This is a genomic window from Exiguobacterium sp. FSL W8-0210 (assembly GCF_038006045.1).
Classification (GTDB): domain Bacteria; phylum Bacillota; class Bacilli; order Exiguobacteriales; family Exiguobacteriaceae; genus Exiguobacterium_A.
The window spans coordinates 76,434-101,713 of sequence record NZ_JBBOUK010000002.1 but is presented as its reverse complement, the minus strand read 5'-3'; the positions used below and the strand labels follow the sequence as shown (position 1 = coordinate 101,713).

Genomic DNA, 25,280 nt, shown 5'->3' with positions numbered 1-25,280 from the left:
TTAATCTCCCTTTTTTCGATTTCGACTGTTTAATTTTAGTTCAGAAATAATCACTTCCTTTACTTCTAATAAATCCATATACATATCATCGTAGTTACCCTTTAGAAGTCTAAGCATCTTATCTGTATTGTTTAGATACGTAATACTGCTCATGGGGTTGTCATCTCCACGCGCTGTCATCACTTGAAGTACATTAGTTGCTTCTGCTGCAATCAAATTCGAGAAGATTCCACGTCCGATGTGAGAAGACCACTTAGCGCTACTTAATTCCAAGCCGTATGTTCTAAGTAAAGGATCTTTAGAATTTATCAATAAATTTAAGAATATATTTTTCAATTTTCTAAACTCCCGTTGATATGTAAATTTCTCCATTGCTTTTCCATCTCTGTTGGAAAAGAGAGCGTTGCTACCGTCGGTAGGTAAATAATTATTAATATGCGTTTTATATAGAAGTTGTAATAACTCGCCATTAAAAGGGAAAATACCTTGCCTTCTTCGTTTTTTTACGGTTCCTTTTCCCTTGATATCCTTTAGTTCGGGTCTGAAATTACGATTTTGTATTTTTATTTGAAATCCATATAATCCGAATTCTCCTGATGGAGTAATACCTGTCCTAGCGATATTTACAACCTCGCCAGCACGTAAGCCCCCGAAACACTGAAATGCCACACCAAGAGCTATTCTAGGTGTATATGACATTGCGGTGTGTATGAAGGGAATAATTAATTCACGAGGAAGGTCATGGATAAGAAATGCTTCTTCCTCATCTTTTGGATAGTTCACGTTGATAAAAGGGCTTTCTGGCTTCCTGTTGACTTCTAAAACATCATACTTGTATTCTATGAAATCGAAATCATTTATCGTTATATGCTTTAAAATATTTTTTTTGGCTAGGAAGTAGTATAAACGAGTAAGATTCCATTCACATCTTTTGACTGTTTCTTTTTTCACTGGAGCGTTATTTCGTCCTATTAAACCATACATATTCAAATAATCCACTCCATGTTCAAAAAGAAGGCCTTTTACGCTTGATAACTTATACTTTGCTTGATTTTCTATAAACACAAAATTTAGGAAGTTCACAATAGAGTTAGCAACTTGTTCTTGTGTTTTAATACTAGGAATACCACCTTTTTTTAATGGCATATGAATGAATTCAGAAATAGGGTGGACAACACTTACTGCACATCCGTTTTTCTTCTGCTCCAACATAATCATCATCTTATCGACAGTATGATTTTTACCATTAGGTAAAGTTTCAGTTGCTGATACTCTTTTACAGTAGTACCTATAAACACCCAATCTTTTATTTATTCCCACAACATTGCTATGGTTTTGACTGTTTGAAACTTTGTTCATTTATCTTCCCACCTACAATATATTTTCTCCTTTAGCTGTTAAAATCTTCATACGTTTTCTAAAACATGACCTGCTACAAAAATCTGTATCATTCTAAAAATTACTAACGAAATTTGCTATTCGCCTACATAACCATCTCCATCACGATCATCCATGTATTGATATAACCAATGATCTTTTGTTATTGGCATTTTGAAGCCAGCTGATTTAGCTTCTTTAATTGTTACCTGCCCATCATTATTTGTATCAATGCTAGAAATATCTTTATCATCATTAGAATTATTTGAGTCTATTGATTTATTTTCAGTTAAACCTAAAGATTTATTTGTTTCATCAGGATTGCCATTGTCAAATTCATCAACAATCTTATTACCTTTTATTGTGTAAGTGTACTTATAATGAGAAGGGATTTGAGTTTCAGTATTTGGATATGTAATAATTGCTTCAAAATCTGTAGCTCCACCTGCTTTACGAATCGCATCTTCCATGTAAGCTTGGTCGCCATGCCTATTTAATGAGCTATTTTGAGCAGTAATATTAAAAGCACTAGATACACCGCCCATGCTGTCAGCGATAACATGTCCTTCATCTAAGTCACTTCTTTCTACTCCAGGCACTTTTGCTTCATCTTTACAGTATCTTCCCGATGATGTAACCGGTTCAGTACGGTCATCTTGTAAAATAATTTTATCAGCAATAACTTTCACTAATTGACCATACTCGTTCGTAAATGCCCAATATTCTCGATCAACAAAACCTATGTCTACCACAACATTAGCTTCACGATGTCCGGATAAATCACAAGCATCCACTTCGATTAATTTGTAGCCTTTGAACAGTTCATCTTTTGATTGAGTTGATGTAACTTCTACTACTGATTCAGCAGCAGTTGTATTAATTGTTGTTACTTCTTGTAAATTTGTTTCGCCATTTGTAATAGACGCATCTTCTACATTCGTACACCCAACCATAAAGATGGTCATTAAAGGGGCGATTAAATAATTCATTTTCTTTTTCATTTTAAGACTCCTAGTAATAGTTATTACAATTTTTGTTAAAAAGATAGATTTATTGTACATTACATTTTTGTTCATCGTCTACTATTTTTGAACAAAAAATAACCTTCCACAATAATTGATGTGAAAGGTTTTTAGATAAAATATATTAAGGTTTACAAGTTTTGTTCAAAAAGTGTCCTATACCCACCGAGCGAGTCGGCGATGGTATTTCAGTCTATCTACACCGTGTTGAGAGCATTGGAGAAGGGACGAATTTTACGGTTAATTCTATAGGTGGAGACTTGAAAGTAAAAACGATTCTTGGTGTAGATGAAGTAAACTCGTATACATTTTTGGGTGAGGAGGGCGATGTATTGGAGACTCAAGCAGATGTGCAATTAAAGATCATTAAATAATCTTTTGATTACGAATTAACGTATACTCAGATTAAGTAGCACCTAACAAACAATAAAGAACTCAGTAAATGAGAACCCTATTTTTTTGACTTTTATTCTAAAAAGAGAATTTAATATAAACATTATAAGAATTGAAGAGAGTGTTTAAAAGACTTTTGAAAGTCTTTTAAATGGTGTATACTAAAGGAAATAAGAGGAGGGCATGATGATGGGAATGAGAATACTTGATATTCCAACCGCTTCTATATCTGACGTGAAACGATCTCCTATGGAAACATTTCAAAGAGCAGATCGTGAAGCAGCCGGTGTATATGTCTTTAATCGTGAAAAAGTTGCGGGTGTCATGTTGACGCAACAGCAATACGAATCACTCAATAAAGAAATTGAAGAATTGTACAGTCGATTAGATGATTTGACTGTTGAGATGCGACTATCTAACAAAAATGTCCGCACCTATACCGATTCAGAAGTCCGTGGAGAACAAGAAACTCATTCAACGACTATTGATGAAATGGACGGGTGGGAATGATCATTGTATCAGCTTGAGTGGACGCAGTATTCGAAAGAAGATTACGATAACCTCGATGGTAGTCAAAAGATATTCGTAGACAAAGCGTTGAACCGAATCGTTTCTATAGGAATGGCAGCAGGACAGCCACTCAGTGGAAACTTGTCGCATTGCAATAAGTTGAAAAATAGAAAAATGGGATTACGCGTTGTTTTTAGAGAAATCGACGGTAAACTCCAAATCATTCAAATTGTAGCGATTGGTAAACGTGATAAAGATGAGATTTATAAGATGGCTGAACAGCGATTAGATTGATGATTAAGAAAAGGATCAACGCGCAGATACTCGAAGATATCTATACGTTGATCCTTTTTGTCGTGCTTTTGAAAAGTATGACCGAACTTTATTATCTTTTTATGCATAAAAGGACTATTAAAAACACATTGATAAAAAGATGAGTTTATAGCCTTTGATATTGTAATTTATCCACTAGATTCACTTATGTGAAAGAATAATCATTATTGTACACATAACGGTACTTTTACGAACATATTAAAACATTTAAATAGGAACTAAAATATATATTTACTTTTCGGAATAAATAAAAAATATGAGATGTAATTAAAGGAAGGAATGTTCTATGAAAGGTGAAGTTAAAAATGAGTATTTCTATGTATCGAACAAAATTTCAAAGATTAAAAAAGGTATTGCTGAATTTGATAAAGATATCAGTAAAGAAGAAAGTAAGTAAATAATACTTTGTCAGCTATTAATATGAACTAAAAAAAGAAAAGATGATATCCGAGGACATCATCTTTTCTTTTTTTAGGTTACAAATAGTTCATGGGGTTGACACTATTCGCTGCAGAATAACTGCTGTATTTATAACTGTTTTTATGAATCTCAAAGTGCAAGTGATTTCCGAACGAGTTTCCTGTATTCCCAACTGTGCCAATCTTCATACCTTTAAAAACTGTCTGACCACTTTTTACCGAAAGACTATTCATATGTGCATAAACGGTTACGTATTTTTGATTCTGTAAATTATGTGAGATCATAACGTGTTTACCGTATGCACCGCTGTTCTTAGATGTAATGATTTTTCCACTAGCTGAAGCGTAGACGGGTGTGCCTTTTGCTGCAGCTAAATCAACGCCATTATGGAATGTATAACCGTAAGCACCATTAGATTTTCCGTATCCTTGGGTCAGCCGACCTTTTGTAGGAGAAGCAAAAAGAGAGTTATTATAAGATGTTTTTTTGGCAACGTGGTTCTTATATTTTTTTAGGTAAGAACTATAGATATACCGGGCTTTTCCTTTATAAAGTACTTTTGTCCAAGCTCCTTTTTTCCCTAAGTAAGAAAAGGTCTGGCCAGTGTTTGTGATACCGACAATTTTGTGATTGAGAGAAGGACCAGTCCGAACACGAAGATCGTCTGTCTTCACTTTTACATTATATGCACTACTTGCTTCGACTTTTGGACTATGCATCGAAAAAGTTGCTGTGAGTAAGACACTAGAAGCAATAAGTATTACCTTGTTTTTCATTAGTTGTACTCCTTTAAAGATAAAGATACAGTGACGAACGATTTGTTAAAAGGAGTATAGCATCACTATATTACAAAAAAGTATATCAAATTCATTTCAAAAATTGACAAGAGATTTAATCAAAAAATGCATAGTTCTTTCACAAATAAATTTTATGATAAAAATTAAACACATTTCTTTTTCTATAAATATTCTAAAAAATAGTTTTTTTTGTACGTAGGAGGAATTTGATGGAATTATCTTTTTTGTTAGCTTTTGGGGCAGGCTTTTTATCTTTCATTTCACCATGTTGTCTAGCTTTATATCCCGTTTTTTTATCTTACATTACAGGAGTTTCAGTGAGAGAGTTAAAAGAAAATGAAAAGTGGAACTGGAATGGGGTTCCTCATACATTAGTTTTCCTATTTGGATTTTCGAGCGTATTTTTAGTGATGGGTTTTTCAACGTCCTACTTGGCTGATTTTTTTATAGTGTATAAAGATGTTTTACGGATGAGCGGTGCGCTTATTTTATTCATCTTTGGTGTTATTCTAACTGGTCTATGGACTCCAACATTTTTACTTAAAGAGCGAAGATTGAACTTAGGAAAAAGAAAGCGTGGTTATATCGGAACGTTTTTGGTCGGAATCGGATCAGCCGCTGGATGGACTCCTTGTACAGGACCAATTCTCGCTGGAGTTATTGCTTTGATTGCCACAAATCCTGGCAATGGATTTTTATATATGCTCTTTTATGTTCTAGGTTTCTCCATTCCATTTTTCATAATGTCGTTTTTGGTCGGGAAATCAAGATACTTAATGAAGTATTCTTCAAAGGTTACAAAAATAGGTGGAGGGCTTATGATTTTATTAGGTATCATATTGTATTTCGATGGTCTAACGAAACTAACTACAATATTGATTGATTTTACAGGGTTTAGAGGGTTCTGACGCTCTATTTTCTATTTCAAGAGGAGATGAATCATACATGTTTCGTGAAAATGTCCTGATAACGGGAGTAGAGGAAAACTGGAAAGTGATGGAGAACATAAAACAACTTAAACCTTCAGGTATAGAGATTCATATTTCTTCAAAAGAAGGATGGGTTCGAAAGCTACTTCCTGATTTTAAATATTTTGATTCATTTTCAAAAAAAGAATCAGAAGAAGAGTATATTAGTGATCTCATTGAATATTGTACATTTCAAAAAATAGACTGGATTATTCCTTTAAGCGAACAAGAAGCATCTACGCTAGCGAAACACAAGTTAAAAATGAAAGAAAATAACGTAATGTTTATAACATCCTTTGACTGGGATAAAACAACACTTCAAGATTCATTTTCGGTTCAAGGTAATACCTTCACTTACTCTTTTGACCAAATAAAGAAGGCGCATGAAGATGTAAAAATGGGTAAAATTGATGCATATATCGATTATCGATCGGATGAAGTGATTTGTTGTTTTATGAGAGAAGAGTATGAACGGTACCAAGATACGGTGCTTTCATATGAGGTGTTTTCTAACTCGATTTTAAAGCAATGCGTAGCAATAATTGCTCAAAGGCTTAACATAAAGGGTTCTTTTTCTTTAGATTATCAACGTGATTCGAAGAATATGTATACGATTACAAAAATAGAATGCTTCATGACGGATTCTACTCGCGAAGCTATTTTAAGTGATTATGATTTCGCTAATTATTTATGGAGCAATATTCAAGGGATTGTCCTTTTAAAAGAATCAAATGATAAAAGTCCTTTTGTGTATCGCCTAAATGAAGAATACTTTTTTTTCTAAATCTCAAAAGTTTTTTATATGTAATCATCTTAAATGAGAAAGGTACCCTATGAATAAACTTTCATTTAAAATAACGCTATTTTATTTTTTCGGGATTCTCATGATTTTCATTCTCTCATCTGCTATCGTATACAACATTCTTGAACATCAACAAGTAGAAAGTGAACTGGAGAGCCTTCAAGAGAGAGGTAATAGTCATCGAGACGTTCTTTCCACTAACTTTGACAAACAAACTGTGGAACACGTCGTTTTAATGGAGGAAAAGGCGATGACTGATGTGATTATCTTAGACAAAAATAATCAAGTCGTCGACTCATCTAACGATGCCGAACGATTTTTGAATCCGGATTGGATTCAAAAAAAAGATGGAATCGTAGAAGGAAATTGGAGAAAAGGCAAATTTTTAGTGACGGCGAGTCCTATTGAAGATGGCGGTCAAATAATCATGTTAGAGCCGACGAAGTATATCCAGCATTTGATGGAGGAATTGAAACAACAAGTGATTTTTTCTCTATTCTTATTAGTACTTTTTCTATTAGTAAGTGTTTATTTTTTAAGTTATGTCATTATAAAACCACTTCTATCAATGAAAGAGGCGACTGTAAAGTTAAGTCAAGGCGAGGTACTGAAAATCAGAGAAGCTGAGAGAAGCGACGAAGTAGGGGACTTAGCACGAGCCATCACTAAGTTATCTATTGATTTACGCCATATTCAAAATACAAGAAAGCAATTTCTGACTTCGATCACACATGAGTTGCGTACGCCGATTACCTATATTAAGGGATATGCAGGACTTCTCCAAAAAGACGAATCGAGATTTGGAGACATCATCTATGAGGAGTCCGAAAGACTTCAAGAACTGATTGAAGACTTGTTTGAACTTGCTAGATTGGAAGAGCCACATTTTCAAATAGATCCTCAGATCACAGAGATGAATGATTTCTTAAAACAAATCAGTGAAAGGATAATTTTTAAATTTGAGGAGAAACAAGTGAAATTAATCCTTCAAATTAATAAAACACCCATCTATAAAGAGATAGACCAAGCTAGATTTGATCAGGTTCTCTTAAATTTACTCGATAACGCGCTGAAATATACACATGCGAACAAACGCGTATTTTTAAAACTAAATGAAAACGTTATTGAAGTTATAGATGAAGGTGGCGGCGTGGATGAAAAATCACTCCCGTATCTTTTTGATCGTTTTTATCGAGTAGATTCTTCGCGAAATCGCAAAACAGGAGGTACTGGACTCGGTTTAGCCATTACGAAAGAAATTGTTGAAGCACACAAAGGGACCATTGTAGCTATTAATGTAGAAAACGGGCTGAAGGTTGTCATTGACTTGAGGGGGATTCCAGGATGAGAACCATTGCTTTGGTAGATGATGAGAATCGAATGTTAGAACTACTCGAACTTTATCTGCAAGACAGTTATACCTGTATTAAACTGAACAGTGGAAGAGAGATTTTGAACTTGATTGATGTAGATGAGCCTGACTTAGTCATATTAGATGTGATGATGCCTTTAATGGATGGTTTTGAGACCTGTCAAAGGATAAGAGAAGTTTCAAATGTACCAATCATTTTATTGACAGCACTCGACGGAAAAGAAGAAATCGTAAGAGGATTGCAACTGGGAGCAGATGATTACATTGTGAAACCGTTCGACGAGGCGGAATTGAAGGCAAGAATTCAATCGATTTTTAGACGAACGACAGTTTCCTCAGGATCAAAAATCGAATCGTCGGGTCTAATCTTAAATGAAGACGCCCATGAGCTGTATTACGATAATCACTTGGTCAAAGTCACGCCAAAGGAATTTTCGTTACTAGCTAAATTATTAAAAAATCCAGAACGTGTCTATTCAAGAGAGGAACTGCTCTCAAGTTTATGGTTAGCAAATGAATGGACAGATGAACGAACCGTCGATTCTCATGTGCGAAACTTAAGAGAAAAGCTCAGGAAACTCGAATTCCCTATTGAAGACCACTTTCGGACAGTATGGGGAATTGGTTATAAGTGGGTCCCTTGAATAAATGAGAAAGAAGACAAGAGAGGAACGGTTAAAAAACCGTTCCTCTCTTGTCTATTGTTTATTCTGCAGACAGTTCGTCTTCAGTCACCCATTTATGATTTTTCACTTTTTCACCTGTAGTCGATTCAAAATCAATCATATACACCGTTGTTTGCTTAGCTGAATCGATGGTAGCCATAGCATCTTTCATTCCTTTCATATGATCCGCGTCCACTTTTACTTCATCGCCTACTTCATAAGGCGATGACTTGGCATCTACAATCTCTTCTTGAATAATCCATTTATGATCTGTGACACGTTTCCCGCCATTTGTAGGGTCATAAGAAATACTATAAGCAGTAGTATCATAAGCGCCTATAACTTTTGCTTCGGCCCCTTTCATATCTTCCATATGTGCTTCTTTGATCATCGCCATGTCGCCTACTTTAAATTTAGGGTCCTTAGCCTCTTGTAGTCCTTTCGGGACCTCTTTCGATCCAGACATGTCCATCGTCGAATGATCCATACCATCCATATTTTTGTCCATGCTTCCCGTTGATTTAGAATCATCACCATTGCTTCCACAAGCAGCAAGACCTAAAGAAAGTGAAGCAGCCATGGTTGTCATAAAAATCTTTTTCTTTAATTTCATAAAAAATTACCTCCAATTTTTTTATACTTTTCTTAGACTTTATCACACAAATTTGCAGAAACTTTGCAGAGAGTAGACAAGTAGCACATTGGAAAAAGAATATAAAATTGATTTGTATAAAGACATATTTTTTTCACAATCATTCTTTAAGTTGAAGATAATAATTGATTGAGAGGAATGATTAATGTGAAGAAAACATGGTTAATCGCAACTATCGGTATCTTTACTCTACTGATCATAGCGGGCGGTTCGTATTTACTTCTTACCCAAGGTACTATGTCAAATAACAAACAACACATGAAATCTATGATGAATGGAGGAAACAGCACTACAAATCAAAACATGATGGAAGGAATGGGGCATGGTGCGAGTGTCGATTTAAAATCAACTAAAGAAAAAGAGCGGCGATTAAACATCCCTAAGATGTTAAAAGCCGATCGTGAAACCAAAAATTCCATTCAATACACGATTGTCGCTAAAAAAGGGGAAACACAGTTCTTCCGAGATGGTAAAAAAACTAAAACTCTCGGGTATAACGGAAATTATTTAGGTCCTGTAGTGGAGTTGAAAAGAGGGAAAACGGTGACAATCCGTACGGTGAATCGCTTATCAGAAGAGACTACATTCCATTGGCACGGTCTGGTTGTACCATCATCCGTAGATGGCGGACCACATCAGATTGTGAAAGCTGGTGAGACGAAAGTAGTAAAGTTCAAAGTGAAGCAAAATGAATCGACATTGTGGTTTCATCCACATGCAATGGGTAAGACTGCTGAACAAGTATACGAGGGATTAGCAGGATTGTTATACGTAAAAGATGAAAAAACTAAAGAGACGATGCTACCTCGAAAATATGGTGAAAATGATATTCCATTAATTCTTCAAGATCGAAAAGTTAAGAACAGGACTGTCCTTGGATATGCTGATGTAGAAAAAACAGATGGTGCTTTAGGCGATACGCTCCTCGTAAACGGAACGATTAATCCGTATTTTAACGTTAAATATTCGCAACTTAGAGTCAGGTTGATAAATGGATCCAATGCACGGAACTATTCAGTGAAGTTATCTGACGGCTCATCCTTTAAAAAAATTGCTGATGACGGTGGTTACATGTCGAAAGCAAAAAATGTGAAAAAAATTGATTTGAGTCCAGGTGAACGTGTAGAGGTAGTGATAGACTTTTCAAAAAGAAAAATTGGTGAGACTGTTTCACTTGATACGAGTGGAGTAAGAATCGTTAACTTTAAGTTGAAGGATAAACAAGGGACGAACCGAAGTGCATTAGCATCGAAAAATGGATATGAAAAGCCGCTAAAGACCTTGACTACAGTGAATCAAAAGTTAACTTTGTTCGGAATGGGCAAAAATGTTGAAATTAATGGTGAAAAATTTGATAAGACGAGAATCGATATTCAGGCAAAATGAACTGCTCCCTGTCAAGTAGACAGGACAAATAATAAAAATCCTTTAAACGGCTTGCGCTCTGTATTCTAATGGAGCCAAGCCGTTTAATCGTTGTTGATATCGTTCTTCATTGTAGAAGTAAATATATTTCTGGATTGCGAGTCGGAGTTCGTCGAACTCCGCAAACTTATGTAGATAATAACTTTCGCACTTCAACGCTCCCCAAAAGGACTCCATCGGTCCGTTATCAATACATCTTCCAACCCGAGACATACTTTGTGTAATGCCTGCCACGCGTGTCATATGACGAAACGCATGAGAAGTATATTGAAATCCTCGATCACTATGAAGCAAGGGACGACTTCCGGATGCGCCCTGTAGGGCGTGTTCAAGAGTATCGAACACAAGCTGATTATTATTGGAATGCCCAAGAACGAAGGCACGGATGGATCCATCATATAGGTCCAGAATGGCGCTCAAATACGCCTTCTGAGAGGCGCCATACTTCAGTTCCGTGACATCCGTCACCCATTTTTGGTTCGGTCCTGCGGCGTTGAAATCACGGTTCAGAATGTTCTCTGCAGTCTGTTGAGGGCGATTACGAATATACAAAGGACGTTTCCGGCGTATGACGCAATGAATACCGGCGACATGCATCAGGCGACGGACACGCTTCGCGTTGACGTTTCTTCCGAAACGACGTTTCAGGTTCAATGTCATCCGTCGGTAGCCATAGATTCCGTTCACCGTAAGGTGGATCTCGTTCATCTCTTCGATGATTTTCATGTTCTCCGTCTCACGAGTCTGTGGTATACCAATCCGGCGTAACCACTTGTAGTAGGCAGCGCGCGAGACTCCAGCGAGGTGACACAGGGCGATGATCGGGTAACCAAATTGCTCTACCGATGATTGAATGGCTTCATATTTATCTTGAAGACGAATTTGACTTAACGTGACCTCCTCTCGATCTCCTCTAACTTTTTTAAGAAATCGTTCTCCATGCGTAGACGCTCATTTTCTTTCTCGAGTCGTTTCAGATCCAACGCCAAACGGTCTGTATCCGTCAATTCTTCTACTGGCTTCTGACGTCCGCGACGGTCCATCAGTGCGTCGATTCCGTCCTTCTCGAACTTTCTTACCCAGCTATAAATTTGTTGGTACGAGACCCGATGGGTCTTCATGATGCTTTGATAGTCTTTTCTGTTCTGTATACAGTCCATGACTGCCTGGACACGCTCTTCGAATGTAGTGGTTCTACCTTTAGTCATAGTGGATCGCTCCTTCAATGGTTTCCCTTGAGTACTATGACTAGTATACCTCTCTATCCACTTCGCAAGTAGGCTTCTATCCGAGATATCAAACCGTGCCGTAGCGCTAATAAGCGATTCCTTTTGGTCGAGTACTGCACGTATAGCCTTCATCTTCAGTTCTTCCGGATAACGCGTCCACTCTGTTCGATTACGAAGTGCCATGGAGCCGCCCGTACGATATTTTGTCCTCCATCTATTTAAGGTGGTGACTGAAAGCTCGAAGAGCGAGGCAATCGATTTGATCGAGTCGATTCGGTCTTCACACATCTTAATGATTCGTAGTTTTTCATCTGACGAAAACTTAGATTTAGTCATAGAAAAAGCTCCCTTCAAAAAAGTAGACAGTTTTTGTTATTTCAACTGTCTACTTTTTGGGGAGCATATCAAAAAAAGGAGAAACGGAAATTTGGGAAATCTATAATAAAAAGGACATGATGGGTGGAATGACTCATCCCTTCCACATTCATGGAGTCCAATTCAGGGTAATAGAGAGAAACGGACAGAAAGTGGATGAGCAAGAAACAGGTCTAAAAGACACTATCGCTATAAAACCGAACGAACGAGTTAAGATTCAGATGACTTTCAAAGAAAAAGGGGTATTTATGTACCATTGCCATATCCTTGAACATGAAGAAAACGGAATGATGGGTCAGTTGAAAGTAGACTAAAAATAGAGGGCTGTTTTCATCTTTTCTTCACAAACTAAGGAAATAGGCTTTGTGTAACCCAATAAAGATGAAAATGGAGGGATTTTAGAATGCATACTGGACAACAAGAAATCTTAGGTGCTCTACACAACTGTATAGTGACGTGTAATGAATGCTTTGATGCATGTTTGAGTGAACATCATGTTTCTTCGATGGTAGAGTGTATACGTTTAGACAGAGATTGTTCTGAAATTTGTAGTCTTCTAGTACAAGCTATTTCTCGAAATAGCAGCAATATCGATCTTCTTGCTAGAAGCTGTGTTGAAATTTGTGAAAGATGTGCCGATGAATGTTCGAAACATGATCATGAGCATTGTAAAAAGTGTGCTGAGGCTTGTAATGAATGTGCAACGGTCTGTCGTAAATTAATTGCTTAAAGTGCAGAATTAAAAATGAAGGAGCATCTAGAGCCGCCATGCCAAAAAAGTGTGAGCTGAAAATCAGATGCTCCTTTATCTATAAAAAATACGATAGTTAGTTGTGAAAAAGTTCATAACCTTTATAGACCAGTAGTATAGTGAGAAAAAAGAAGGATACATACAGAGTAACGATTAAACTCTTCATAAAATTTTTCATGAAAATCAACTCCATTCTGTAGTTTGAGTTGATTGTATAAAAAGTTCGTGAAATTAATGAGGAAATGGATTAACAATCATTTATTATTAAAAAATTCTAATGGAAGAGGTGGTGGCTAGGATGGATAAAATATTAATTGTTGATGATGAAATAAGAATGAGGCAATTATTAAGACTCTATCTAGAACCAATAGGATATGAATGTAGTATGGCGAATGATGGGATCGAAGCTTTGGAGAAAGTGAAAAAAGAAACTTTTGATTTGATTTTATTGGATGTCATGATGCCAATGTACGATGGATTCGAAGTATGTAAGAAAATAACGGATTCTCACCCGGAAGTCCCGATCATCATGATAACGGCTTTGAATGATGCTGAATCTATCGTTAAAGGGCTAGATGCTGGAGCTACAGATTATGTCACAAAGCCGTTTAACGGGGACGTACTTTTAGCAAGAGTTCGGTCTGTCATGAGAAGGAAAGCCAAAGATCCCGTTATATACCATGGACTTACGTTCGATGAGAGCAACAATTTAATTTTATTGGATGGCAAGTCGATTGACTTTACACCCAAAGCACATGCATTATTACGACTTTTTCTTCAACATCCTGGAAGGCTCTTCAACAGACTGGAGCTTTATGAATTCGTTTGGTCTTACACGTCAGAATCGGATCCGAGGACAGTGGACTCTCATATTAAGATGATTAGAGAAAAGTTAAGAGAGTTAGATTATCCGATAGATAGGCATCTGAAAACCATTTGGGGGAGAGGGTATCGTTGGAGTGAAGATGAAACGAAATGAAAGGACACTCTTGCTTATAGGCGCAAAAGTGTCCTTATAAAAATCATAAAGGAGTAGGTGTTGGTTTCGAGTAGCCATCTTTATATGAAGAATCGATTGCAGAACGAATATCTTTAACCGACTCTCCATCTTGTTGCTTCAAAATGGACTTTACAGCAATCTCGAGACAGGTGCTGCACGTTGTTCCGTGACTTGTCCATTTCACCGACCCATCCGTCGTATTTTCTTCTATGAAACAATCATAATTATTTTTGTGATTGACTGTTTCACCACAGCCACAATAACAAGGTATTTTTTCGAGTAATTTCCGATTCTTTGCTACAGCTTGATAAACATTTCTTACATCTTCAGGTTGAGTTTTTAAAAATGTAGGAAGCATCACCGATGATGATGTTTCTTCAATCTTGTCACCGCTCATATGTTCCGCATGATTGGCTTCCTTTGAATGATTGGGGGTAGAAGATTTCGTCGGGTCTTGAGTACAGCCGACCGCAATCAAGGATAGGCTAAAAAGGCTTACGCTTTTTAAGAGTATGTTAAATTTCATCATTCTATTCTCCTTCGTGATAATTATAGAGTTGTATAAAAACCTTTTTAATTAGAGATTTTTGTATTTTTTTATTTACTCATTTGTCTGTTTAAGATAAATATTCTTTTTTCAAAATATTTTTTTCGAACTAATGTTCTTGTTTCAAAAGATATAGCATGTATCTGTATGGTAATTTTTATTTTTTAGTGTGTCAAAGTATATTTTATGTTTATATACAAGCTTCATTTAAAGGGAACAAGGTAGGTCACTCTATATAATCATGATATCTATGTACATCATACACAATATAAAGTATGTAAAAGGGGGAGTTCTTATGAATCATCAAATCCATCACGAACACACTCAGCACGAAGACCACCAAATGAGTACCTCCCATCATGAACATGAAGGAATGATTGGAGACTTCAAGAAAAGATTTTTCGTATCGTTAATGTTGACTATTCCAATTCTGCTACTTTCCAAAATGATTCAAGAATGGTCTGGTATCAGCATCAGCTTTCCATATGACGACGTTGTTTTGCTTTCATTATCCACAATTGTCTATTTTTACGGTGGATGGCCCTTCCTGAAAGGGAGTATCGATGAGCTACGCCAAAAAAATCCTGGAATGATGATGTTGATCGCTTTAGCAATTAGTGTAGCCTATTTCTATAGTGTCGCTATCATACTCGGCTTCGGGCAGGGGCATGATTTCTTTTGGGAGTTAGCGACCTTGATCGACATCATGCTACTCGGGCATTGGATTGAAATGAAATCAATCATGGGTGCATCGAATGCGTTGCAGGAATTGGTGAAGTTACTTCCGAGTGTGGCGCATCGAGTGAAGGATGGGAAAGTTGAAGAGGTACCGGTTACTGAACTAGAGGCAGGTGATCTCATTCGAATCAAGCCGGGAGAACAGGTGCCGGTAGATGGAAAAATCGTCGAAGGGACAACGACGATTGACGAATCGATGCTTACCGGTGAATCGCTTCCGGTAGATAAGCAAGAGAACGACACCGTGATCGCTGGCTCGATCAATCAAGAAGGTGGTCTGACAGTTGAGACAACGGATACCGGTGAGGGAACCTATCTTTCAAAAGTCATCGGATTAGTAAGTGAAGCGCAATCTTCCAAATCACGGACACAAAACTTAGCTAATCGAGCTGCAAAAATTCTCTTCTATCTTGCGGTCGGAGCAGGGATACTGACTTTCGTGATTTGGGTTGCGCTTGGATACTCGGTTAGTACAGCAATCGAGCGTATGGTAACGGTTATGGTGATTTCTTGTCCGCATGCGCTTGGTTTAGCAGCGCCACTTGTCGTATCGGTCTCTACAGCACTTTCCGCTAAGAGGGGTCTTTTGATCCGAAATCGAACTCAATTCGAAGAAGCTCGAAAATTAGATGCGATTATCTTTGATAAGACGGGTACCTTAACCCAAGGGAATTTTGGAGTGACGGACGTCGTGGCAAGCACAGGTATAAGTGATGAAGAAGTGTTGCGCCTTGCAGGAGCCATTGAACAGTCTTCGCAACACCCACTTGCTCGCGGGATCATGACTGAAGTCGAAAGACGAAAACTCGACTTACCATCGGTCAGAGGATTTGGATCAATGACAGGCATCGGATTGGAGGGAACAGTCGAAGGAGAACAAGTCCGCGTCGTTAGTCCAAGATATGTACGAGACAAACAACTCGAAATCGACGAAGCGACATTCGAAGGGTTGTCTGAAGAAGGGAAAACGGTCGTCTTCGTCTTAAAGGAAACACAATTAATCGGTATGGTCGCCCTTGCCGATCTTGTTCGTGAGGAAGCTAAGAAGACTGTACAGGAGTTAAAGCAGAAAGGGATCCAGTCTATCATGCTGACTGGAGATAATCGAAAGGTTGCTTCGTGGGTTGCTTCCCAACTCGAGATTGATCAAGTGTATGCAGAAGTACTACCGGATGATAAGTCACGTCAAGTAAAACAAGTGCAAGCCGAAGGGAAAAAAGTAGGGATGGTAGGAGACGGAATCAACGATGCGCCAGCCCTCGCACAAGCGGATGTAGGGATTGCGATTGGTAGTGGAACAGATGTGGCTGTTGAAACGGCGGACATTGTCCTTGTCAAAAGTAACCCGAAGGACGTCTTATCTGTCATCGAACTTTCGCGAAAGACATACAATAAGATGATTCAGAATCTATGGTGGGCAGCTGGTTATAACATCATTACGATTCCGCTAGCTGCAGGTGTTTTAGCACCGTACGGTATCATTCTCTCACCAGCAATTGGAGCAGTTTTGATGAGTTTAAGTACAGTCATTGTCGCTATTAATGCGAAAACATTGAGAATTTAATAGATATTTATCTTTACGTTTTGTACGTTTTTTGGAAGAACACATTCTATCTCATTTCAAGAGTTAGAATGTGTTCTTTTTTTGTTTACAATCAGATGAAATTCCATAAGTAAAAGCATGGAACAGAGCGATCCCGCTCTGCCTGATGGAAAGGGACCGCAAGCCGTCCTGTTTCCGTACTCTAGCTCGCTCCTCGTCGGCGCAAGGGCCATCAAAAAAAGCCGCTGCCGTTCCTCGTCTTCCTCCACGTTTTGGCTCAAAGCACGCTTTTCGCTCGCGGGCTACGGAAGCCTTCGTCCCGGTGCGCTGTCCGCTTTTTTTGATCTTTCCCTGCGGTCACCCTTGCCCCGTCTCGCGACGCTCGCTGCGTTCCCGTCAACAGGACGGCACCGTGTCGGACTGCATCCCACTCGCGAAAGGAGCTATCCCATGAAACTGACTACACTCGTTGAAATCACTCGTATCCGCCAAGAGGTCCGTGAGCCGGACGTCGCGCTCGAGACGACACACATCACGTCCCCAGAGGACGCGTTCTGTGTCGCCAAACGCTTCATCCAGGACGATGACCGTGAGGTGTTCCTCGTCATCCTACTCAATACGAAGAACCGCGTTATTGCCGTCCATCGGGCACACGTCGGGAGCATCAACTCGAGCGTCGTCCACCCTAGAGAAATCTTCAAGTCCGCCATCCTCAATAATGCGACGTCGCTCATCGTCAGCCACCAGCATCCGAGCGGTGACCCGCATCCGTCACGGGAAGACATCGAGGTGACAGAACGGCTCGTCGAGGTCGGGCGTATCGTCGGGATTCAATTGCTTGACCACATCATCGTCGGTGCGGGAGAAGAATACGTCAGCTTGAAAGCGCAGGGTGTCCTGTAAAGGCATAATATAGCGTAGACGGACGGGATAACCCCGTCCTGTCCGCGCGCGAGGGCATGGACGAAAAACGACGTCGTTTTTCTTTGAAGAGAGTACGAGCGAATAAAGAATGGATTTGTCCCAAATCCAAAGGCAGTGAGACGCCCGCAGTGGAAGGATCCACTACGGGAAAGCGTACGTGCACCGTATCTTCTATAAGAGAGAGTGTCTTTCTTGATGTAGTGGTGAGTAGAGAAGTAATTGAATGGATGGAGTTCTATAGATAGTGGATTGATCTAGATCGATTGATGATGACGTAGATGTTTCTGTCTAGTCTTTCTATAGTCATGTAGAAAACAAAAGAGCTTTCGGGCTCATGCGTGAGGCTGTAGGCTGCATGCAGCCTACAGCCTCATCGCACCGCTGTCCTCCTGCCGGACCGATAACGAGAGCTGCGACTCGCTTGCGCGAGGCATCTCTACGTTCCTGTTCCTTGAGACGGAGGGCACGGAGCGTTTCATAGAATGCTAAAAAGAAAAATAAAAGGTTAGGATTTAGTGGAAGGAATGGCATACTAAAGGAAAGAGTCTTGTCCACGTATTAGATCGTCATTAGCGCTTCGGTAGTAAATGATATATCTCATGCGAGGATGTCTAAAGAAGGAGAAACGACATATGAACTTTGATGGGTCGACCGATGTATTCGTTGCAGCACTTACGAATGTCAATCTACTCTACCTCGTACCGATTGCATTCGGACTTTTCCTATTGATTGATTTCTTATTTACGAAAGAAAAGAAAAGCTTTTTAAGCCGTACCGGTAAGGTATTATTGGTGCCGCTCATTCTGATCGTAGGTGTACTTATTTATCTCTATTAATTTGATATGCAAGAAAATCATGTCCATTTTTATGTCAGAAACGATGCTAGAAAAGGTCGTTTCTTTTTTAGGTCTTTTTTAGTCCTTGCGTGGAAAATCAACTGTATATCGCTTCGTAAAAACTCGGTTATCTCTTATAACCTCTTGCTTATCTGATTTAAGGTAATTCGTAAGCATGCTCGATTCGTTTTATGCTGTAATCAAGAAAACAGTAAGGAGTGGAGTAGATGAGCGTGCTAGAACTGTTTGATATGCTTGATCAAAATAAAGGGCATAAAGAGGCGAAGCAGGGTAAGGTGACATTAATGGATGCTCAGCTTCGATTCGTGCGGGAAGTAGATGGATCGATTGAGCACGTAACCTGGTTCATCGATGTTGATCGATTAACAAATTTCATGCAGAAACACTTTACTAAGCAGACCCATTGAGGTCTGTTTTTTTGTATATCGATCTACATATCAACTGACCTATCTAGAAAAATCAATGAGTGGGAAAAATGTCCAACTTTCTCCTGATATTCACTGTATACTGAAGTTAACTTACAAATCAGGAATGGAGCGATGGAAGATGAAACAAAAATGGATGGGTGCTAGCTTAGCGCTCGCAAGTATCGGATTACTCGTCGGACCACTTCAAGGCGCAGAGGCAGCAACACCGAAAATTAAGGTCCACTATATCGATGTCGGTCAGGGCGACGCAATCTACATCAAGATGCCGAGCGGTGAAGATATCGTCATCGATGGTGGCAACAAAGGGAAAGGTGATGAACTCGTCACCTATCTGAAGAAACAGAAGGTCGGCGACATCGAGGTGTTGATCTCGACGCATCCGGATGCCGATCATATCGGTGGTCTTGATGAAGTCCTTGATTCGTTCAAGGTCAAGAGCGTTTATGCACCGAAGGTCAAGCATACGACGCAAGCCTACAAGGACTTCTTGTTGGCGGTCAAACGCGAGAAGCTGACGATCAAGACGGCGAAGGCTGGCGTCTCGCTTCCTGTCAAAGGAGGCGTAAAGGCGCAATTCGTCGGACCGGTCAAAGAGTATGCGAAGAGTGACCTGAACAATTGGAGTGCTGTCCTACATGTCGCCTATAAGAAGAACACGTTCCTGTTCACGGGAGACGCGGAACTGAAGTCGGAACAGGACATGATCGCGAAGAAGAAGACACTGCGTGCAGACGTCCTCAAGGTTGGGCATCACGGAGCGAAGACATCGACGAGCGCGACGTTCCTCAAATATGTCAAACCGAAGTACGCCGTTATCAGTGTCGGGAAGAATGCGTACGGACATCCGACGAAGGAAGTCGTGACAAACCTGAAGCGTGCGAAGGCGACGATGTTACGGACGGATAAGAGCGGCACAATCGTCTTCGAAGGGAACGGATCGTCCTATACGATCAAGAAGTCGAAATGACGAAGCGGAAAGGGATCATCGACCGGATTGAAGGGAAGTGGGTCGTCGTCGAGTTCGACGATGGGATGCGCGACATTCTAATTTCTCGCTTTCCAATGACGGTGGAGTCAGGCGATGTTATTTGGATCGATGAGTATGGTCATATCGAGAAGGATGATTGTGAACGAGAACGACTCTCAAATGAAATCGATGAATTGATGGAGGAGTTATGGGAAGACTAAGTATGAAAGGTGAGTTAGCTTTTAAAAAAATTTAAGAGGTGGATATCATTTGAAGATAGATTTTGCAATATACATCAGTTTGATTGCTGCAATAATCGCACAAATTATGAATGCACGTTATAGTAACAAACGAGAAAATAAAAAAATACTACAAAATATATCGGATCATTATATTGTACCGAATATAAGCAATATTCTAAATTTTACATCAAAAATTTCTTTAAATCATCATTCTGAAAAATCTTCTTTAGAGGATCTAAGAACAAATGTCGATCCGATTTTAAAAAATATAATGTATGGCGATGAGAATCTTCTTTATAAAAGAATAGAGGAAGATAGTAAATATAATTCATTAGATGCTTACGATGTTGAACAACAAGAATATACTCGTAAACTAGAAATACAACTGTTTTTTTTGATATACAGTTTAAAAGTACTGAAAAGATTAAAAGTAAAACTTCATAGTAATGTAGGTTATGGTATTGAACATTCTATGCGAGTACATGCTTATTTAATTGCAGCACGTAATCTTAATAAATTTGAAGAAGGATTTAATGACTTAGTATCTATTACTAGATTTAACTTCAACTCATTATCAAAGGAGAGCGTAAAATATCTTGTGTAAATGAATAAATAGAAAAAGGAAGACCTTTTCTTGTAGAATTAAGTCACCACAACCCATTCACAGAAAAGAGGCCTTCCCTATGACTCAGTTTACAACAGATATCATGCAAGCTCTAGTAAAAAAAGAAGACATCTCCGAAGTTTTCCGCAAGCATCTGGAGACAGCGGTCAATACGCTCCTTCAGACCGAACTCACAGCTTTCCTGGATTACGAAAAATATGACCGCATCGGCTTCAACTCCGGCAATTCCCGGAATGGCGTCTACACGCGGACACTCCATACGGAGTACGGGGATTTAAACCTGTCGATTCCACGTGACCGGAACGGCGAATTCAACCAACAGACGGTCGCTCCATACAAGCGCTCAAACGATACGCTGGAATCTTTCGTCATTCACATGTTCCAGAAAGGCGTCACGATGTCCGAGATCTCGGATCTGATTGAGAAGATGTACGGCCATCACTACACCCCGCAAACGATTTCCAATATGACGAAAGCGATGAGTGAACAGGTCGAAGCGTTTAAATCTCGTCCGTTGGATAAGCGCTATGCCTGTGTCTATCTGGATGCGACTTACATTTCCCTCAAGCGCGACACCGTCTCCAAGGAAGCCGTCTATATCGCAGTTGGCATCCGGGAGGATGGCTCGAAAGAAGTCCTGGCTTATACAGTGGCGCCCACGGAATCCGCGTTCGTTTGGGAAGAAGTCCTATTGGACTTAAAGGAGCGCGGTGTCGAAGAGGTGCTTCTGTTTATCTCCGACGGCTTGAAAGGCATCACCGATCGCATCTTTGCGGTTTTTCCGGATGCCAAGTATCAAGCGTGCTGCGTCCATCTGTCGCGCAACATCTCCCACAAAGTCCGTGTCGCTGACCGGCCAGAAATCTGTGAAGACTTCAAATCGGTGTACCGGGCGGAAAGCCGGAAACTGGGCGAAGAGGCACTGAAAGCCTTTGTCGAGAAATGGAAAACCGCCTATCCGAAAGTGACAAGATCATTGGAATCCAATCCCTTTATTTTCACCTTCTACGACTTCCCAAAATCGATTTGGCGAAGCATCTATTCGACAAACCTCATCGAGTCGTTCAATAAGAAAGTGAAGAAATACAGCAAGCGCAAGGAGCAATTCCCGAACGAAGATTCCTTGGACCGCTTCCTGGTTTCCCAATTCGAAATCTATAATCAGAACTTCTCCACCCGTTGCCATATCGGATTCGATCAAGCTCGTGCAGAGCTGGTTGAGATGTTCAAACAGGCTTAATCAACATATATACAAGAAAAGGATTTACTTATTTACACATAATTATTGACGGTCTCTATCAAAGATCAGTAAATCAGATATTCGTAAATTAAAAAAAAATACTTGGAATGAAAAAGTTCTCAATGAAATTTATAATAAGGTACAAAACGATTTTCAAAAGAAATTCGAACAAGAATATTTATAAATGGTTATTGCTTTTAAATTTATTCATTTAAACTATTCTATAAATCAATTGAAGAGAGCTACTCCTTTGTCTGTAAATGTGGTAGTTCTCTTCAATTTTTCGAGAAATTAATTAGCGACTATGAAAATCCTGCTCAGGCATGTTAAAGTGACACGTCACGATTTGTCGGATCTTTTCTATGTCACGATCTTCCTTCGAAATCATCTCGTCGTACCACGCTTTTTCAAGTACTTGTTCTGTCTCCTTACTGACGACTTCTGTGTTCAGGATATGATGAAGCGGTCCTGAAGCGTCATCGAGGATGCGGAAGTGTTGGCTGATCGGTTCTTCGCCCGGGATAATCAGCGTATAGGCGACCGTCTCATGTTCATTGAAGTCACGGTCATTGGCTTTCGCAAACGGTTCGAAGAAGTCTGTCGCTCCATGAACGAGCATCATCGGTTTGTCAAACGTTGATAGGTCTTGTTGCGTGTCCTGCTTGGCGATACTCGTCAGGTAGACACTGACGTCCTTCGGTGAATGTTGTGTGATCCGCTCCAGCCGTTCTGCCAACGGTAATCCTTGTTCAGTAATCTGTGCAGTCTGTTCGATATACTCAATCATCTTAAGCGGCGATGCTTCGCGTTCCAAGATATGCTCCTGCTCGAGCGAAGTATGGATTTCACGGATGAAGTGACCGGATGTCTGATGGACTTCGTGCAACAGATCCTCCTTGTCGCGCAAGTCTTTCCCTTGCGTCCAACTGGCGAGATACGACAATGAAAACTCATCCGTCGGGAAACCAAAGTGTGCCGCAACAGTATAGGCGACCATCTCCGCTTGAAACTCCTTCTCGTGTGGGTTCAACTCAATTCCACGTTCTTCGTTCCGCTCCATATTATGCAGATTGGCATGCGCGAGTTCATGAATCAGAACAGTGACGTTCTCAATATCCGAGTTCCGCGGATTCAAGGCGATCGCGTTCAGTTCTGGATAAAAGCATCCTTTCGCGGTACCGAGTTCGTTCAATGGTTGATTGAGTAATGTCACGTCTTGTGTCTCGGCAATCCCGTTCAACGCGTGGCGAAACGATTCCGCCTCACGAATCGATCCGTTCCGGTGATAGGAAGCAAACAGTTCAGAGACCTCGAGTCCCTTCTCCCGGGCATCGGTCTGCGTGTACTCGAAGACGTGACCAATCTTATAATACATCGCTTTCCGCGTCGGAAGATTGCCTTCTTTTGCACGCTTTTGCTCCGCCTTTGTCGCGTCCTTCCATGCCACCCAATCCGTCTCTCGTTTGATGAACGTGACGGGGGAGGGGACGAATATCTTGATGCCTTTCTCACCCCTTTGGACTTGGACACCTTGCTTCTCCCAGTAGGCATAGGAACCGACAGCACGTGCACCTTGGAACTGCTCCTCGATCAACAGCATGTTCCGTGTTGAATAGCGATGGAACCGGCTCATGAAGTCGAGATGTTCTTTGATACTCTCTTGACTGACGAAGTGAGAAGCGAGCTGTGTCTCCATCTTGTCGGTCAACGCTTGTACTTCCCTCTGATAATCCTCACGTGTTTTCTTCTTGTATCCCATGCCTTTCACGCTCCTTCCGACGAAACGGACGAATCAGCAGCACCTTCAAAATCTTCTAGTTCCTGTAGAACAATCGGGTCGGTAGCGAGTCGGTTCAGTAGTAGATGACGACGATCACGTGATACCGGTAGCAACAACAAAGGTTCTTCCTGCAAGAGCTGAAGGAACGCTCGTTCATCCTGAGAAACTGGAATATCATAATGCGATTGATGAATCATGACGGTGACGTGGGTCGGATGTAATTCGAGAAATGTCGCGAGTGTGAAGGCTTCTAGTCGTTTCATTTGTGGATCATCCTTTCTTCATCCGAGTGCTTATATTGCTTGCGCTGGTCGATTCGCTTTTTGACAGCCGTCTCTGCCGTCTCGAGGAATGAGGGACGATATTCGGTCGTCGGAATGATGTCCTCGATGCTTTCCGTCTGCATCAAGGCTTGTACGAGTTCGATCAATACCTGTGTTTGGAGGTCTGTTTGTTGGACGCTCTTTCGTAACGGAGAGAGACTTTTTGTAATCTGTTCTTCCCAGAAGAGTGTCAACTCTTGCTCGATCTGTTTCGAGACAGAACGACTGACATAGTTCAAATCCCATTGCTTTTTGATCATCTCTTGATAATCGCGGATGATGTGATCGATTGCCGGACCAATCCCGGACAACCGTTCTCGCTCCCGGTATTCCTCTAAAAATTCAGCAGTCACAGCACTCATCCGAATCCGGACTTGCTTGGTTTCTTCCATTTGTATGCTCCTTCCTAAAATTTTGAACTGTAAAAACGACTGTCAAAGAAACAAGACTCCGTTCGAATGGTATGATGAACAAATAAATTAGTTAAGGCGAGGTACGAACATGTCAAAAATTCATTTTTACAATTCCGTTCAATTGATTGATGTCCCTATAGAAAAGCTATACGATTACTTGACGAAGAATGAACACATTCTGAGTTGGAGCAATATGACTAAAGATCATATCTATGCAGAGGGAGAACCATTGCAATATTCATACGCGGGTCAGAAACTTCAAGTCATCCAAGAGTACCGCGGAAAAAATTATCCCGCTGATGCTTGGATCGAGAACATCGAGGCACCATCCTTCATTGATATCAGGACTGCGAATGAGATGGGAACGATGATTGGTCAATACCATTTGCAATCGAAACAGAATCAAACAGAGCTACAAATCGATTTGATAGTAGATACACCGAAATGGGCTTATGCCATTCTTTACAAACTCTCCAAATCAAGATTGAATCGAATGTACAATGAAGAATTCCAGCGTTTAAGTGACTATGCAATTCAAATGAATCATCGATAAATAAATTGC

The 25,280-nt window shown here is 39.9% G+C and carries 28 protein-coding genes; 19 read left to right on the top strand and 9 right to left on the bottom strand.

The features are described 5' to 3' along the window. Both MKY22_RS16600 and MKY22_RS16595 read right to left on the bottom strand, forming a co-directional pair. A complete protein-coding gene (locus tag MKY22_RS16600; RefSeq protein WP_341086190.1) occupies positions 1-1,359 on the bottom strand; it encodes a hypothetical protein in 1,359 nt (452 codons plus the stop codon). 116 nt (positions 1,360-1,475) lie between these two features. Beyond that, positions 1,476-2,378: a DNA/RNA non-specific endonuclease gene (locus MKY22_RS16595; protein ID WP_312086051.1), complete on the bottom strand. Its 903-nt coding sequence runs from the start codon at positions 2,376-2,378 to the stop codon at positions 1,476-1,478. Positions 2,379-2,981: 603 nt separating this feature from the next. Between MKY22_RS16595 and MKY22_RS16590 the strand changes: the two genes are divergently transcribed. Both MKY22_RS16590 and MKY22_RS16585 read left to right on the top strand, forming a co-directional pair. Further along, entirely contained in the window at positions 2,982-3,302 is a 321-nt protein-coding gene (locus MKY22_RS16590) for a hypothetical protein (RefSeq protein ID WP_341090401.1), read from the top strand. Between the two features lie 3 nt (positions 3,303-3,305). Beyond that, positions 3,306-3,596, top strand: a complete 291-nt coding sequence (locus tag MKY22_RS16585; protein WP_341090399.1) for a type II toxin-antitoxin system RelE family toxin — start codon at positions 3,306-3,308, stop codon at positions 3,594-3,596. 515 nt (positions 3,597-4,111) lie between these two features. Here the strand turns inward: MKY22_RS16585 and MKY22_RS16580 are convergent. Beyond that, positions 4,112-4,831 (bottom strand): peptidoglycan DD-metalloendopeptidase family protein, encoded by a 720-nt coding sequence (locus tag MKY22_RS16580; protein ID WP_341090398.1) that lies wholly within the window; start codon positions 4,829-4,831, stop codon positions 4,112-4,114. Positions 4,832-5,061: 230 nt separating this feature from the next. On the opposite strand from MKY22_RS16580, the gene MKY22_RS16575 reads away from it, so the two are divergent. From MKY22_RS16575 to MKY22_RS16560, 4 genes are read left to right on the top strand one after another with little or no spacing between them, the layout of a single operon-like run. Further along, positions 5,062-5,760, top strand: coding sequence for a cytochrome c biogenesis protein CcdA (locus MKY22_RS16575; protein WP_133208791.1), 699 nt, complete (start codon positions 5,062-5,064; stop codon positions 5,758-5,760). Positions 5,761-5,797: 37 nt separating this feature from the next. Continuing rightward, complete coding sequence (locus MKY22_RS16570; RefSeq protein ID WP_341090393.1) at positions 5,798-6,604, top strand: hypothetical protein; 807 nt, start codon at positions 5,798-5,800, stop codon at positions 6,602-6,604. A gap of 49 nt (positions 6,605-6,653) precedes the next feature. Continuing rightward, entirely contained in the window at positions 6,654-7,970 is a 1,317-nt protein-coding gene (locus tag MKY22_RS16565; protein WP_341090391.1) for a sensor histidine kinase, read from the top strand. Further along, entirely contained in the window at positions 7,967-8,638 is a 672-nt protein-coding gene (locus MKY22_RS16560; protein ID WP_341090389.1) for a response regulator transcription factor, read from the top strand. Before MKY22_RS16565 ends, MKY22_RS16560 begins: the two co-directional genes overlap by 4 nt. A gap of 61 nt (positions 8,639-8,699) precedes the next feature. Here the strand turns inward: MKY22_RS16560 and MKY22_RS16555 are convergent, their stop codons facing one another. Next, entirely contained in the window at positions 8,700-9,272 is a 573-nt protein-coding gene (locus MKY22_RS16555; RefSeq protein WP_341090387.1) for a YdhK family protein, read from the bottom strand. A gap of 186 nt (positions 9,273-9,458) precedes the next feature. On the opposite strand from MKY22_RS16555, the gene MKY22_RS16550 reads away from it, so the two are divergent. Continuing rightward, positions 9,459-10,697, top strand: coding sequence for a multicopper oxidase family protein (locus MKY22_RS16550; RefSeq protein WP_341090385.1), 1,239 nt, complete (start codon positions 9,459-9,461; stop codon positions 10,695-10,697). Between the two features lie 42 nt (positions 10,698-10,739). Here the strand turns inward: MKY22_RS16550 and MKY22_RS16545 are convergent. After that, positions 10,740-12,301, bottom strand: a protein-coding gene (locus MKY22_RS16545) for an IS3 family transposase (RefSeq protein ID WP_341086024.1) whose coding sequence is annotated in 2 segments (ribosomal slippage) — positions 10,740-11,671 and positions 11,671-12,301 — 1,563 coding nt in all. Because the reading frame shifts where the segments join, the coding sequence is not laid out codon by codon here. Positions 12,302-12,357: 56 nt separating this feature from the next. On the opposite strand from MKY22_RS16545, the gene MKY22_RS16540 reads away from it, so the two are divergent. The 3 genes from MKY22_RS16540 to MKY22_RS16530 all read left to right on the top strand — a co-directional run bounded on the left by MKY22_RS16540 (position 12,358) and on the right by MKY22_RS16530 (position 14,070). Further along, positions 12,358-12,654 (top strand): multicopper oxidase family protein, encoded by a 297-nt coding sequence (locus MKY22_RS16540; protein WP_341090383.1) that lies wholly within the window; start codon positions 12,358-12,360, stop codon positions 12,652-12,654. 89 nt (positions 12,655-12,743) lie between these two features. Further along, positions 12,744-13,070: a four-helix bundle copper-binding protein gene (locus MKY22_RS16535; RefSeq protein WP_341090380.1), complete on the top strand. Its 327-nt coding sequence runs from the start codon at positions 12,744-12,746 to the stop codon at positions 13,068-13,070. Positions 13,071-13,389: 319 nt separating this feature from the next. Then, entirely contained in the window at positions 13,390-14,070 is a 681-nt protein-coding gene (locus MKY22_RS16530) for a response regulator transcription factor (protein ID WP_341090378.1), read from the top strand. A gap of 43 nt (positions 14,071-14,113) precedes the next feature. Here MKY22_RS16530 and MKY22_RS16525 read toward each other — a convergent pair whose 3' ends face one another. Then, on the bottom strand, positions 14,114-14,617 hold the full coding sequence (locus tag MKY22_RS16525; protein ID WP_341090375.1) for a PCYCGC motif-containing (lipo)protein: 504 nt from the start codon (positions 14,615-14,617) through the stop codon (positions 14,114-14,116). Between the two features lie 271 nt (positions 14,618-14,888). On the opposite strand from MKY22_RS16525, the gene MKY22_RS16520 reads away from it, so the two are divergent. The 8 genes from MKY22_RS16520 to MKY22_RS16485 all read left to right on the top strand — a co-directional run bounded on the left by MKY22_RS16520 (position 14,889) and on the right by MKY22_RS16485 (position 22,202). Further along, on the top strand, positions 14,889-16,940 hold the full coding sequence (locus MKY22_RS16520; RefSeq protein WP_445298384.1) for a heavy metal translocating P-type ATPase: 2,052 nt from the start codon (positions 14,889-14,891) through the stop codon (positions 16,938-16,940). Positions 16,941-17,369: 429 nt separating this feature from the next. Further along, the gene (locus tag MKY22_RS16515) at positions 17,370-17,822 is read left to right on the top strand and encodes a JAB domain-containing protein (RefSeq protein ID WP_082318459.1); all 453 of its coding nucleotides are present in this window, start codon (positions 17,370-17,372) and stop codon (positions 17,820-17,822) included. A 653-nt stretch (positions 17,823-18,475) separates the two neighbouring features. Further along, positions 18,476-18,679: a hypothetical protein gene (locus tag MKY22_RS16510; RefSeq protein WP_341090371.1), complete on the top strand. Its 204-nt coding sequence runs from the start codon at positions 18,476-18,478 to the stop codon at positions 18,677-18,679. 227 nt (positions 18,680-18,906) lie between these two features. Further along, the gene (locus MKY22_RS16505) at positions 18,907-19,107 is read left to right on the top strand and encodes a hypothetical protein (protein ID WP_341090368.1); all 201 of its coding nucleotides are present in this window, start codon (positions 18,907-18,909) and stop codon (positions 19,105-19,107) included. Between the two features lie 139 nt (positions 19,108-19,246). Continuing rightward, entirely contained in the window at positions 19,247-20,095 is an 849-nt protein-coding gene (locus tag MKY22_RS16500) for a ComEC/Rec2 family competence protein (protein ID WP_341090366.1), read from the top strand. Then, on the top strand, positions 20,092-20,316 hold the full coding sequence (locus MKY22_RS16495) for a DUF3006 domain-containing protein (protein ID WP_341090363.1): 225 nt from the start codon (positions 20,092-20,094) through the stop codon (positions 20,314-20,316). The genes MKY22_RS16500 and MKY22_RS16495 overlap by 4 nt, the downstream gene beginning before the upstream one ends. Positions 20,317-20,365: 49 nt before the next feature. Further along, positions 20,366-20,941, top strand: a complete 576-nt coding sequence (locus MKY22_RS16490; protein WP_341090361.1) for a hypothetical protein — start codon at positions 20,366-20,368, stop codon at positions 20,939-20,941. Between the two features lie 79 nt (positions 20,942-21,020). Continuing rightward, positions 21,021-22,202: an IS256 family transposase gene (locus MKY22_RS16485; protein ID WP_341088539.1), complete on the top strand. Its 1,182-nt coding sequence runs from the start codon at positions 21,021-21,023 to the stop codon at positions 22,200-22,202. Positions 22,203-22,497: 295 nt separating this feature from the next. Here the strand turns inward: MKY22_RS16485 and MKY22_RS16480 are convergent, their stop codons facing one another. From MKY22_RS16480 to MKY22_RS16470, 3 genes are read right to left on the bottom strand one after another with little or no spacing between them, the layout of a single operon-like run. Continuing rightward, on the bottom strand, positions 22,498-23,961 hold the full coding sequence (locus tag MKY22_RS16480) for an ArdC-like ssDNA-binding domain-containing protein (protein WP_341090357.1): 1,464 nt from the start codon (positions 23,959-23,961) through the stop codon (positions 22,498-22,500). Between the two features lie 5 nt (positions 23,962-23,966). Continuing rightward, positions 23,967-24,245 (bottom strand): hypothetical protein, encoded by a 279-nt coding sequence (locus MKY22_RS16475; RefSeq protein WP_341090355.1) that lies wholly within the window; start codon positions 24,243-24,245, stop codon positions 23,967-23,969. Next, the gene (locus MKY22_RS16470; RefSeq protein WP_312068223.1) at positions 24,242-24,697 is read right to left on the bottom strand and encodes a hypothetical protein; all 456 of its coding nucleotides are present in this window, start codon (positions 24,695-24,697) and stop codon (positions 24,242-24,244) included. Before MKY22_RS16470 ends, MKY22_RS16475 begins: the two co-directional genes overlap by 4 nt. Positions 24,698-24,806: 109 nt before the next feature. Here MKY22_RS16470 and MKY22_RS16465 point away from each other — a divergent pair, with 109 nt between their 5' ends. Beyond that, on the top strand, positions 24,807-25,271 hold the full coding sequence (locus MKY22_RS16465; protein WP_341090351.1) for an SRPBCC domain-containing protein: 465 nt from the start codon (positions 24,807-24,809) through the stop codon (positions 25,269-25,271). Positions 25,272-25,280: the final 9 nt, after the last annotated feature.

Excerpts from the sequence above, each read along its gene's own strand:
- MKY22_RS16600 (WP_341086190.1), bottom strand. The coding sequence starts at position 1,359 with ATGAACAAAGTTTCAAACAGTCAAAACCATAGCAATGTTGTGGGAATA.
- MKY22_RS16595 (WP_312086051.1), bottom strand. The coding sequence starts at position 2,378 with ATGAAAAAGAAAATGAATTATTTAATCGCCCCTTTAATGACCATCTTT.
- MKY22_RS16590 (WP_341090401.1), top strand. The coding sequence starts at position 2,982 with ATGGGAATGAGAATACTTGATATTCCAACCGCTTCTATATCTGACGTG.
- MKY22_RS16580 (WP_341090398.1), bottom strand. The coding sequence starts at position 4,831 with ATGAAAAACAAGGTAATACTTATTGCTTCTAGTGTCTTACTCACAGCA.
- MKY22_RS16575 (WP_133208791.1), top strand. The coding sequence starts at position 5,062 with ATGGAATTATCTTTTTTGTTAGCTTTTGGGGCAGGCTTTTTATCTTTC.
- MKY22_RS16570 (WP_341090393.1), top strand. The coding sequence starts at position 5,798 with ATGTTTCGTGAAAATGTCCTGATAACGGGAGTAGAGGAAAACTGGAAA.
- MKY22_RS16565 (WP_341090391.1), top strand. The coding sequence starts at position 6,654 with ATGAATAAACTTTCATTTAAAATAACGCTATTTTATTTTTTCGGGATT.
- MKY22_RS16560 (WP_341090389.1), top strand. The coding sequence starts at position 7,967 with ATGAGAACCATTGCTTTGGTAGATGATGAGAATCGAATGTTAGAACTA.
- MKY22_RS16555 (WP_341090387.1), bottom strand. The coding sequence starts at position 9,272 with ATGAAATTAAAGAAAAAGATTTTTATGACAACCATGGCTGCTTCACTT.
- MKY22_RS16535 (WP_341090380.1), top strand. The coding sequence starts at position 12,744 with ATGCATACTGGACAACAAGAAATCTTAGGTGCTCTACACAACTGTATA.
- MKY22_RS16530 (WP_341090378.1), top strand. The coding sequence starts at position 13,390 with ATGGATAAAATATTAATTGTTGATGATGAAATAAGAATGAGGCAATTA.
- MKY22_RS16525 (WP_341090375.1), bottom strand. The coding sequence starts at position 14,617 with ATGAAATTTAACATACTCTTAAAAAGCGTAAGCCTTTTTAGCCTATCC.
- MKY22_RS16520 (WP_445298384.1), top strand. The coding sequence starts at position 14,889 with ATGTACATCATACACAATATAAAGTATGTAAAAGGGGGAGTTCTTATG.
- MKY22_RS16515 (WP_082318459.1), top strand. The coding sequence starts at position 17,370 with ATGAAACTGACTACACTCGTTGAAATCACTCGTATCCGCCAAGAGGTC.
- MKY22_RS16510 (WP_341090371.1), top strand. The coding sequence starts at position 18,476 with ATGAACTTTGATGGGTCGACCGATGTATTCGTTGCAGCACTTACGAAT.
- MKY22_RS16505 (WP_341090368.1), top strand. The coding sequence starts at position 18,907 with ATGAGCGTGCTAGAACTGTTTGATATGCTTGATCAAAATAAAGGGCAT.
- MKY22_RS16500 (WP_341090366.1), top strand. The coding sequence starts at position 19,247 with ATGAAACAAAAATGGATGGGTGCTAGCTTAGCGCTCGCAAGTATCGGA.
- MKY22_RS16495 (WP_341090363.1), top strand. The coding sequence starts at position 20,092 with ATGACGAAGCGGAAAGGGATCATCGACCGGATTGAAGGGAAGTGGGTC.
- MKY22_RS16485 (WP_341088539.1), top strand. The coding sequence starts at position 21,021 with ATGACTCAGTTTACAACAGATATCATGCAAGCTCTAGTAAAAAAAGAA.
- MKY22_RS16480 (WP_341090357.1), bottom strand. The coding sequence starts at position 23,961 with ATGGGATACAAGAAGAAAACACGTGAGGATTATCAGAGGGAAGTACAA.
- MKY22_RS16475 (WP_341090355.1), bottom strand. The coding sequence starts at position 24,245 with ATGAAACGACTAGAAGCCTTCACACTCGCGACATTTCTCGAATTACAT.
- MKY22_RS16470 (WP_312068223.1), bottom strand. The coding sequence starts at position 24,697 with ATGGAAGAAACCAAGCAAGTCCGGATTCGGATGAGTGCTGTGACTGCT.
- MKY22_RS16465 (WP_341090351.1), top strand. The coding sequence starts at position 24,807 with ATGTCAAAAATTCATTTTTACAATTCCGTTCAATTGATTGATGTCCCT.